We start from the raw sequence: 10,454 nt of genomic DNA, 5'->3' as shown, positions 1-10,454 counted from the left end.
GGCGTCCACCGCGGCAGACACCTCCATGATCTGCCCAAAACCTCATCCCCGGCCAGAGCCCGGGGCGAGGCAGCCGCAAACTTTCTCCGAACACGGCGCGCCAGCGACGCTAGACCGCTAGCCCCGGAGCGCAGTGAGGATACGGGCTTTGAACTCATGCTCCCGGAAAAGATCGGCCCAGGTCACTCGGACAAAGGTCCAACCATTTTCGGTGAGGGCCTTCTCGCGCTGCCGTTCCCGAAACAGCACCTCAGGCGTAGGCCTGTAGTCGAAGTACTTCGTTTTCCCGTCGAATTCGAGGGCCACCTTCTTTTCCTTCCAGGCGAAATCCAGCCGATACCGGCCAGCACGGGTAGCCACCGCGACCTGGGGCTCCGGCAGGGGAAGTTTCAGCCGTATCAGGAGTTCACGCGTGAGAGTCTCACCGGCCGACTCCGAGCGCGGATCTGCGTAGGCGAGCGCCAGGCGGAGAGTCCGGATCCCGCGGCGCTCCTGCAGGCCGTCAGCCATCGTTTCCATGAGGAACTTGTCAGCACCGAGCCGCAGGGCGTGGTCCATCAGCACCAGGGCCTGCCGGTAGCCCAGCATCATGGCGCAATCCACTGCCGTGCGCTCGAGCGAGGTCACCCGGAGGCCGCCGAGAGTCACCACCTCCGGCGCAGTCCACGCTCGGGTATGGCCGCGGACATCCTTGCCGAGCCGTTCGCTGGAAGGGGTTTCCCGGCAGCAGGATGTGGATGAGGTCATCAACATCCCATAGATACAACCCGTGCAGCCGGGCCGCCGAGGTGTGGCTGTAAACGTAGCCGCCGGCCGAAGTGGTCAGCGTCCCGTGCGCACGGGCGCGAATCAGCTGCCTGCTGCGGACGGGGCGTGCCTGCTTCTCCCACAGCTCGGCGCGGATGTAGCAGCCGTGGCGGAGGCGGACCAGCTGCCCGTGGAGGATCAAGGCCTTGATAGCCCGGGAATTGAGGCCCTTCTCCTGCAGTTGCCCCGTTCGCCACAGGTTGCCGGTGCCCGGAAGCGCGGGGAGCGGGACTGGCCGTTGCGGTGTCATCCCGACAGCATCCGGCCGGTGCGTCAGCTCCGGAAGGCGCCGCCGTCGTCATGTGGAAAACGTCCCGAGTCCGGGGACCGCCGGAACCCGCCCGGATCGCCGCAACTTTCCGGCGATCCGGCAGGTTTCCGGCGAGTTCGACGGCGGCCGGCCGGGTCAGGCCTTCAGCGTCCCGTCCAGCAGGGCCCGCAGCTCCCGGAAGTGCCGCTCCGTGGCTTCCGGGTGGAACGCCGAGGTGTCCGCCATGGTGTAGCCGTGCGGCGCCCCTTCGTAAATCTCGTTGGATGCCTCAAGTCCTGCGTCCTTGAGCGCTTCGCCGAGGCGGGCGACGGCCTCGGGGGCCATGCTCCGGTCGTGGTCTGCGTGGCCGAAGACGAACCGCGCCCGCGCGTTGCCAAGCCCCAGGTGCGGGCTGTCCTGTTCCTCCGTCGCCAGTCCGCCACCGTGGAAGCCGCCACACGCTGCCACCAGGCCCGGGTGTGAGGTGGCGGTGCGGACCGCGAGCCGGGCACCCATGCAGTAGCCGGTGGTGCCGATGGGGCCCGGCGCCACGCCGTCGAGAGCTGCCAGCGCGGAAACCCAGGCATCAATGTCCGGCAGGGCCTTGTCCGGGGTCAGCCGCCCAACCCGGGGGAAAGCAGCCTTGCCGGCGGCTTCCCGGCCCTCCTCGGTGGACATGTCACCACCCGGGGCCAATTCGGCGGCCGTTCCTTCACGGTAGAAAACGTTGGGTGCCAGCCCCACGTAACCCCAGTCGGCGATGCGCTGGGCCATCTCCTGGATGCGCGGGCGCAGGCCGAACGCGTCCATGTACAGGATGACGCCGGGAAACGGGCCGGTCCCGGTGGACGGGCGGGCGACAATGGCTTCGGCAGGGCCTGCTGCGGCCTGGATCTCGATGAGCATTTGGTCAGGATAGCGGAGCCACCCGGGAGCCACGCTCAGGAGTAGTACCGGCCCAGGGTTTCGGCCTTGAAATCGAAGAAGGTGCCGGACTCGATGGCCAGCCGGGCGTCGTCCACCATCTTCACCACGAACCGCTCGTTGTGGATGGAGATGAGGGTGGCGGACAGCATTTCCTTGGCCTTGAACAGGTGGTGGATGTAGGCCCGCGAATAGTTGGCGCAGGCGTAGCAGTCGCAGCCCTCCTGCAGCGGCCCAAAATCACGCTTGTACTTGGCGCCGGAAAGATTGAACCGGCCCTCCGGTGTGTAGAACGCGGAGTTGCGGGCCACCCTGGTGGGGGAGACGCAGTCAAAGGTATCCGCCCCGTTTTCGATGGCCGTGAAGACGTCATCCGGCTCGGAAATACCCAGCAGGTGCCGCGGCTTGTCCTCCGGCAGTTCCTCGTTGCACCAGCGCACGATGGTCCCCAGGTTTTCCTTCTCCAGCGCCCCGCCGATGCCGAACCCGTCGAACGGCATGGCGCCAAGGTCGCGGCAGGCCTTCCGGCGCAGGTCTTCATACTGGGCGCCCTGGATCACGCCGAAAAGCGCCTGGTAGGGCTTGGCGGCCCGTTCCTCCGTCAGGCGGAAGTGTTCCTCGATGCACCGCTCCGCCCACAGCCGGGTGCGTTCCAGTGATTCCTCCTGGTACCGCCGGGAGTTCTGCAGGGTGGTCAGCTCGTCGAACGCGAACATGATGTCCGCGCCGATCTGGTGCTGGACCTGCATGGAGATCTCGGGGGAGAAGCGGTGCCGGTCGCCGTTCAGGTGGGACTTGAACCAGACGCCGTCGTCGTCAATATGGGCGAGGCGTTCCTTGCCCGGGGCCACGGCGTCATCCGGTCCGGAGGCGTCCACGGATTTCATATCGATGACCTTCTTGAACCCCGAGCCGAGGCTCATCACCTGGAATCCGCCGGAGTCGGTGAAGGTGGGGCCGGACCAGTTCATGAAGGCACCCAGGCCGCCGGCCGCGTCCAGGATGTCCGGGCCCGGCTGCAGGTACAGGTGGTAGGCGTTGGCCAGCAGCGCCTGGGCGCCCAGGTCCGCCATGGACTCCGGCAGCACGGCCTTCACGGTGGCTTTGGTCCCGACGGCGATGAAGGCCGGCGTCTGGATGTCACCGTGCGGGGTGGTGATGGTGCCGGTGCGGCCCAGGAATTCCCCGTCGTTTTCTGCTGCCTGAGCCGCCGACGGCGGGCAGGAGTCCGCCAGGCGGGTGCCGACCGTGAAGGAGAACTGTGATCGGGTTTCAGGCAGGGCGAAGGCGGGGTTGGCTGGCACCGTACCAGTGTGCCAGCAAACCGCCCGGCCCCAGTAAACTCAGCTGGCTGGTTCCGAGGCCGGGTAGTTCTCGGACCGCCAGGAATCCCAGGATTGCCGGATGGCGTCGAAGGCGCCGGCGCCAAGGTCGTACGTGGAAGCGATGACCAGCGAGCCGTCCCCCTCCGCGCGGACGTCCTTGATGGCTGGATGGTCCGCCACCACCAGCAGTCCTTCGCCGTGTTCGGCGTAGCTGTGCACCGTGAGCCCCAACTGGTGGCTGGTCCGGTACCAGACCTTGCCGCTGATGTCCTCGCCGGTGCCGAGCGTCAATTGGTATGGCTCGCCCGGCGCCGGAAGGTCGGAGAGCCCCAGCTTCTCAATGGCGGAGGCTTTGCCCTCGGTCAGGTGCAGGAACAGGGTGTGCCGTTTGCCGTGCGGGTGGCGTTCCAGGGCGAAGCGGAGCTGCTGCAGGAAGGTCAGCCAGCCCTGCGTGATGTCCTCGTCCCAGGCAGCCCATTCGGAGTCATGGTCCACGGCGGCGCGGGTGACGCTGACCCGGGTTCCACCGGCTTCCGGGTGGAGCTCGAACGTGTCCCCGCCGTGCACGGTGAGGCTGGTGTGGTCCGGTGCTTCCTGCACGTCGCCGGAGAAGTAGATCTCCTTGATCTCGGACTCGAGGTCCTCGGCCTGCCAGCCATGCCACTGGGCCACCTTGGACGGTTCACGCAGCATGGTCCAGACCTGCGGCGCGTCGGCGTTGATCACTACGCTGAGATTGTTGGTCATAGCCCCGAATGTACGCCCCGGACATAGCCTCGGGTAGGGGCAATTTCCCATTGCCGGAAGACGCCGGGAAGGCGCCGGGAAGACGCCCGGGAGACGTCCGCAGGACGCCCCCGCGGGTCAGGAGCGGACAGCCTCCAGCTCGTTGCTGATGCGCCGTTCCAGTTCGGACGTCCCGATGGTTTCCGAGCCGCCGTGCGCCCGCAGGAACAGCAGGGATTCCAGCCGCAGCAGCCGCCATTCGCGCTCGGCGTCGTGGTTGGAGTTGTCGATGGAGCGGAAGATTTCCTTGTCGTACAGGTTGGGCTCGTTGAGCGAGCGCTGCCGCACCTTGGCTGCCATGCGCGCCTTAAACGGGTCCGTTTCCTGGTTTTCTGGGGTGCGGATCAGCTTTTCGTAGACTTCCGCGCGCTCATTTTGGCCGTCCTGGCGGCAGATGTAGCTGGCCAGTGCCAGCGCCGCCTCCACCGAGGTCCACCGGCCCGGGTTTCCGTCATAGGGCAGCACGGTGATCAGGTCCGCCACCGACAGTGCGCCATCCGCGTCCTTGAGCGTGATGAACAGTTCGTGCGCCAGGTCGCTGAGGTCCTTCAGGCAGCTTCCGGACTTGAAGTTGACGCCCTTGGAGAGCCTGTCGGCCAGGAGCAGGACGCCCTCCGCATCCGGGTGCGCCTCCGCGGCGGCCTCCACCACCGATTCGGGAGTGCCGGCCGGCGCCGGGATGAGTGCCAGTTCCTCCTCGCTGGGCCCGGTCGCTGCAGGCGGCGCCGGCGGGAGGGGAGGGACGACGACGGCGGGCGCCACATTGAGGGGACCCGTCCCGGCGCCGGGCTGCTCCTGCGCGCCGTGCCGGGGCGTCAGGGTTTCCGCCGGTGGTGCGGCCTCCGGAAGGTCCGCCGGCAGCGGAAGCTGGGTGACGTCGTCGTGCGCTCCGTCCACCACCGTGACCATGGTGCCGATGGCCACCCGCAGTGTTCCGCCGCCGGAAAGGCTGGCCAGTACCAGTGCGGGGGAGCCAAAGTCGTCGTGCTCAAGCTCCACCTGGTCGATTTCGGCAGTGCGCCGGCCGTCGGGGAGGAGGATGTGGCTGCCGGTGGTCAGAGATCCAGCCTGCTGTTCACGGTGGTGCCTGGCGGCTGGTGATTCGGTCATGGGAGTCCTTAAGTTCTCTTGCGGTCCGCCCTACAGTCTACAAAGGCGGGCACTCAAAACCGGGGACCCCCACGTCCCGGCGGGGTGGTCAGAAGCCCACGCCTGCAAACGCCAGGGCCTGCCGGATCAGGCCGCCGCGGCCGCCGGCAAACTCCATCTGGACGCCCGGGCTGAGGACTTCCTCCGGCGTCATCCAGGTCAGTTCCAGGGCGTCCTGGCGGGGCTCGCACTCGCCCGTAACCGGGATGACGTACGCCAGGGACACGGCGTGTTGCCGCTCGTCGGTGAATCCTGTCTGGGACGGTGCCGGGAAGTATTCGGCCACCGTGAACGGCACGGGGCTCAGCGGCAGCTGCGGGAACGCCAGGGGGCCCAGGTCCTTTTCCATGTGCCGCAGGAGGGCGGCGCGGATGGTTTCGCGGTAGATGACGCGCCCGGACACCAGGGAACGCACCATGGTTCCGTCCGCGTCCGCCTGCAGCAGCGTGCCCACTTCGTTGACGTAGCCAAGCGGGTCCAGGCGGACCGGTACTGCCTCGACGTACACCATGGGCAGCCGCCCCCGCGCCTCAAAGAGGTCTTCTTCAGAGAGCCAGCCGGGATTCGGGTCAGGTGTGCGCACGTTCATGCTTAAGTTCTACCCCATGGGGCGCCGCTGGGAGATCCACACCGTGGCGGGCGCGTTGGGGTTGCCGGCATCCGGATTGGCTACGTGGAGGGTGCTTCCAAAAGCCTCCTCGGTCAAGCTGGCGGTGAGGCCCGCGGCGGTGAGGCGCTCCTGCAACGGTTCCAGCCCGCCGTCGTACTCGAACCCCAAACCTGACCTGGACGGTCCGGCGGCCGGCCGCACCAGCAGGACGCCACCGTTTTTGGCAGTGAAGTCCGCCGTTTCGTCATTGTCCGGGACAGGGCGGGGGCGGGCACCGGCATGCAGCAGCGTGCGGACGGCCCCCTCCGGGTCCGCGGTGTACCAGACCGCCACGACGGCCAGGGCGGCATCGGCGTCGGCGCACTGGGCGAAGTGGGCGGCCTTGTCTGCCAGGAAGCTGAACCCGTCAGGGGCGCTGATCCTGCAGGCTTCGCCGTGATCGGCGGTGACCAGCTCCGCCGGCGGCGGTCCTTCCTCCCGTGCCCCCTCTTCCTGCGCTTTCTCCTCCTCTGCGGACAGGTTGGTGCGGCGCGCGAATTCGGCCACGTCACCCACCTCGACCGCAAGCACCGTCCGGCCGTCCTGGCCTGACCCCGCCTCCGCGGAGTGGAGCGCCACGCGGCCCGACGCCGAATCAAAGACCTGCCACCCGCCGTCGTCCTCTGTCTGCACCATCCCCAGGGCGGTGAGGAGCTGCTTCCAGGACCCGGTGCGGGAGGTGAAATGGACGGGGCGGACTCGGAGCATGGCGTTGTCCTCAGGTGGCGGATGGATCTGTAGGGCCATGATGCCACGCGAAACTGCTCTGCACACGGGGCTTGTGGCACGGGATTCCACGGGCAGAATTAGGCCATGGCCAATGAGCTTGAGGAACTGCTGCTCCCCGATGCCGCTGCCTGGCGCGCCTGGCTTGAGGCGAACCACAGCACCAGCCCGGGCGTGTGGCTGGTCCTTTCCAAGAAAGGCGGGACAGCTACCGGACTGGACTATCCAGGCGCTTTGGACGAGGCCCTGTGTTTTGGCTGGATCGACGGCCAGGGCCGGCGCCGGGATGACCACAGCTCCCTGCAGCGGATGACGCCCCGGCGGCCCAGGAGCGTCTGGTCGGCGCGGAACGTGGGGCACATCGCGCGGCTGGAAGAGGCGGGCAAGATGACCGACGCCGGCAGGGCGGCGGTGGAGGCCGCCAAGGCCGACGGCCGCTGGGACGCGGCCTACGGCGGCCAGGCCGACGTCGAAGTTCCCGCAGACCTGGCAGCCGCCATCGCCGCCAACCCCGCCGCGCAGGCGATGTTCGACGTCCTGACGAAAACCAATCTGTTCTCCCTGGTGTACCGGACGAATTCGGCCAAGCAGGCGGCCACCCGGGAGCGCAGGATCGCGGGCTTCGTGGACATGCTGGCACGCGGCGAGACGCCGTATCCGCAGAAGAAGCGCCCCGCCGGGCAGGGTTAGCACCGGCTGTGTGACGCCCGGGATTCTGCTCCCGCCGGGCTGGCCGGTAAAATTGACGGTTCACTTGCGCTGGTGCCGTTCCCCGAACCCGGGGGACGGCACTTGTGCGTTCAGCGAGGGATAGACACCGCCATGCCCCCCAAAATTCCGGAAACCGTCCTTGCCGCCGTTCGGCGCCGCCCCGTCCTTTGGGCCCTGGCGGCCGTCGCGGTGCTGGTGCTGGCAGGACTGCTGGTTCCCGCCGGACTCGGCGGGACCGGTGACGGGCAGTCCGGCGACGGGCATGCCGGACCTGGGCCGTCCGAAACCGGGCAGGCGGGCGATCCGCCGGCAGCTGCCCCCGCGGACGATGCAGGCTACCGGCCCGCGTACCACCTCACCCCTGACCAGCACTGGATGAACGATCCGCAGCGGCCCTTCTTCCTCGATGGCCTGTGGCATTACTACTACCTCTACAACGCCGACCACCCGGCGGGGAACGGCACCGAGTGGTTCCACGCCACCAGCACGGACCTGGTGCACTGGAAGAACGAGGGGGTGGCCATTCCCAAGTTCCGCAACGGCCTGGGCGACATCGAGACCGGGTCCGCCGTGGTGGACACCGAGGGGACAGCCGGGTTCGGCAAGGGAGCCGTGATCGCCGTCCTCACCCAGCAGCACGACGGCGTCCAGCGCCAGTCCCTGTTCTACTCCACTGACAAGGGCTACAGCTTCCAAAGCTATGGGCAGAACCCGGTGATGGAAAACCCCGGCGCCGAGCACTGGCGGGACCCGCGGATCGTCCGCGACGAGGCCTCCAACCAATGGCTCATGCTGCTCGCGGAGGGCCACAAAATCGGCTTCTACACCTCCCGGGACCTCAAACAGTGGACCTACGTGTCCGGCTTCCAGCAGGAGGGGCTGGGAATCCTCGAGTGCCCGGACTTCTTCCAGATGGACGTGGACGGCGACCCGGCCAAACGGACGTGGGTTTTGGCTGCGGGCGCGAACGGTTCGGCGGAGGCCCGCACCACCGGCGTGGCCTACTGGACCGGCAGCTTCGACGGAAAAGCCTTCACCCCGGACGGTGGACACCAGTGGCTCGACGGCGGGCCGGACTTCTACGCGGCCGTCACCTGGGATGACCCCCGGCTGGATGACGCGCAGCGGAAAGAATCCCGGCATGCCATCGGCTGGATGAACAACTGGACCTACGCCCGGCAGCTTCCCACAGAGGGCTGGTACGGGTCGGCATCGGTGGTGCGCGACATCCGCCTGGCGTCCAACGGCGGCCGGCCGGCCTTGGTGTCCGCGCCCACCGCCGCGCTCCAGTCGCTGGAAGGGGACCCGGTCCAGCTGCCCGGCGGCAGCATCGGGGGCGGGACGGCACTGCCGGTTCCGGACAGCGGCGCCTTCAAGGCCGACGTCGAGGTGGCCAAGCCCGCGGACGGGACCGGGGAGGCGCGGCTGCTGCTGCAAAGCGGAGGCGCAACCTATGCCACGGTGGGCTACGACTTCGCGGCCGGCCGGGTGTTCGTGGACCGCCACGGTGACGCGGCGGCCGATGCCAGCGCCCTCGCCGGAGACGCGGAGGCCCGCGCCGAATACCGGCAGGCGCGTTCGGTGGACGCGCGGCCCACCGGGGACACGGTCCGCCTCACCGTCTACGTGGACAGGTCCTCTGTGGAGGTCTTCGTTGACGGACAGGTCCTGACGTCCCTGGTGTTTCCGCCGGCGGGTCCCAGGGAAGTGCGGCTGGCGGCCGACGGTGCCGTGTCGCTCGGGCCCGGCACCTCCACGCCGCTGGCCGGCATCCGCTAGGCGCGGGCGGCGGCCGTGACGGCCGCCGCGGCCTCCAGCGTCATCCACGCCTGGAGCTGGGTGGAAAGTTCGACGGCGGCGCCCGGCGGATACGTAGCAGCCGCCGGTTGGGCGGCGTGCAGTGAAAAGATGCTCTTGCCTTCCCGCCCGGGCCCCGCTTCACCTGGCCCCACGGGGCGCCGGCCGGACCAGAAAGCGTCAGCCGTTTCCGTCACCAGCCGCGCGGCCGTGGCGCGGGTGGCGTCGGGAAGCCGGCGGTCTGCTGCGGCGAGCGCCAGGTAACGGCAGAGGATCCCGGTGAAGAGGCCGCCGTCGCCCGTTCCCTCACAGCGCAGCACGGAACTACCGGAGCCGGTGCCGGGGCCCGGAGTGTCCGTCGGGACGGTGAGCAGCCGCTGTACCGCGTCCACCAGGACCGCGGCCCGCGCCAGGTTCGCCTCGCCCCCGAGCTCGAGGAGCGCGCCCAGCACCGGGCCCTGGTTGTACGTGTACACGGCCCGCTCCAGCACCACCTCTCCGGCGGGATTCAGGCGTGCACCGTCAAGGTAGAGGGCCTGGGCCGGGTCGAAGAGGGTGGCGTCCAGCCAGTCCAGCAGCGCCTGGGCCTTGGCCTGCTGGCCGGTGCGGGCATAGAACAGGGCCACCGGTGCCGTGGCGGGGGTATTCTTGAAGTCCCGTTTCTTGCTCCAGAACGTCCCGCCGCCCAGGTCATCGGTGCACGCGGCGTCGAACTGCAGCGCCAGCGACGCGCGGACCACCGCGTTGCGGCGGCGGCCTGGACGCCGGGTCTCCTCAGCCAGGCTGTCCAGCCGGAGGGTTGCCAGGGCAAGCCACGCCATGTCGTCGTAGTAGCTGTTCACGAAGGTCAAGGCGTTGCGGAGCCTGATCCCGGTGACCAGCCGCGAGGCCAGGTGCCCCGCGCTGGGCCGGCCCGGGCCGTTGAACCGGGCCGCGGGGGTGGCTCCACCGCCAAGTTCCCGCCGCCCGGTGTCCACCAGGCAGTCAACGTAATGCGCCTGCCACCAGTAATGCCAGGGGAGGACCAGTCCCGCGGCGGGCCGTACCCGGCGGAGCGCGGCAAGCCACCGCGGCGCGGCCCGGCTGCCCGGCTCCTGCTCCGGCACCGACGGGCTGTCCGGCCGTGCCGGATGCCTGCCCTGCCACAGCACGGCGCCCAGGTGGGTTCCGGGCAGGAACAGCAGTTTCCGGCCGAACAGGGCGGTCACAGAACGGGCCGCGTGGTTCGCCCTGTCCTGCCAGGCGGTTGGGGAGGTGCTGCTGGACGTCATGCCGTCCACCCTATCCGGGGCGCCGGAGCCGGGAGGGCAGGGAACCCGGGGTGCGTGCG

At 68.8% G+C, this 10,454-nt stretch carries 9 protein-coding genes and 1 pseudogene; 2 read left to right on the top strand and 8 right to left on the bottom strand.

What is annotated here, in order from left to right; genetic code table 11:
* Positions 1–117 precede the first annotated feature (117 nt).
* The 7 genes and pseudogenes from ACWRN3_RS21745 to ACWRN3_RS21715 all read right to left on the bottom strand — a co-directional run bounded on the left by ACWRN3_RS21745 (position 118) and on the right by ACWRN3_RS21715 (position 6,598).
* A pseudogene (locus ACWRN3_RS21745) lies at positions 118–1,057 on the bottom strand (type IV toxin-antitoxin system AbiEi family antitoxin domain-containing protein).
* 156 nt (positions 1,058–1,213) lie between these two features.
* Entirely contained in the window at positions 1,214–1,963 is a 750-nt protein-coding gene (locus ACWRN3_RS21740) for a dienelactone hydrolase family protein (protein WP_476741892.1), read from the bottom strand.
* Between the two features lie 35 nt (positions 1,964–1,998).
* Entirely contained in the window at positions 1,999–3,285 is a 1,287-nt protein-coding gene (gene tgt, locus ACWRN3_RS21735) for a tRNA guanosine(34) transglycosylase Tgt (protein WP_255174358.1), read from the bottom strand.
* 39 nt (positions 3,286–3,324) lie between these two features.
* Positions 3,325–4,053, bottom strand: a complete 729-nt coding sequence (locus ACWRN3_RS21730) for an SRPBCC family protein (RefSeq protein WP_255174359.1) — start codon at positions 4,051–4,053, stop codon at positions 3,325–3,327.
* A 117-nt stretch (positions 4,054–4,170) separates the two neighbouring features.
* Complete coding sequence (locus ACWRN3_RS21725; protein ID WP_324644043.1) at positions 4,171–5,202, bottom strand: DUF6707 family protein; 1,032 nt, start codon at positions 5,200–5,202, stop codon at positions 4,171–4,173.
* A gap of 88 nt (positions 5,203–5,290) precedes the next feature.
* Positions 5,291–5,830 carry an NUDIX hydrolase family protein gene (locus ACWRN3_RS21720; protein WP_255174360.1) on the bottom strand — a complete coding sequence of 180 codons (540 nt, stop codon included), beginning with the start codon at positions 5,828–5,830 and terminating at the stop codon, positions 5,291–5,293.
* A gap of 9 nt (positions 5,831–5,839) precedes the next feature.
* Complete coding sequence (locus tag ACWRN3_RS21715; protein ID WP_476741894.1) at positions 5,840–6,598, bottom strand: VOC family protein; 759 nt, start codon at positions 6,596–6,598, stop codon at positions 5,840–5,842.
* A gap of 105 nt (positions 6,599–6,703) precedes the next feature.
* On the opposite strand from ACWRN3_RS21715, the gene ACWRN3_RS21710 reads away from it, so the two are divergent.
* Positions 6,704–7,306: a YdeI/OmpD-associated family protein gene (locus ACWRN3_RS21710; protein WP_255174362.1), complete on the top strand. Its 603-nt coding sequence runs from the start codon at positions 6,704–6,706 to the stop codon at positions 7,304–7,306.
* Positions 7,307–7,438: 132 nt separating this feature from the next.
* A complete protein-coding gene (locus tag ACWRN3_RS21705) occupies positions 7,439–9,106 on the top strand; it encodes a glycoside hydrolase family 32 protein (protein ID WP_476741891.1) in 1,668 nt (555 codons plus the stop codon).
* Here the strand turns inward: ACWRN3_RS21705 and ACWRN3_RS21700 are convergent.
* Entirely contained in the window at positions 9,103–10,395 is a 1,293-nt protein-coding gene (locus ACWRN3_RS21700; RefSeq protein ID WP_255174364.1) for a glycoside hydrolase family 76 protein, read from the bottom strand. The genes ACWRN3_RS21705 and ACWRN3_RS21700 overlap by 4 nt on opposite strands.
* Positions 10,396–10,454: the final 59 nt, after the last annotated feature.

The organism is Pseudarthrobacter sp. rb, from assembly GCF_056389225.1.
This window is presented reverse-complemented; position numbering and strand designations above follow the sequence as displayed.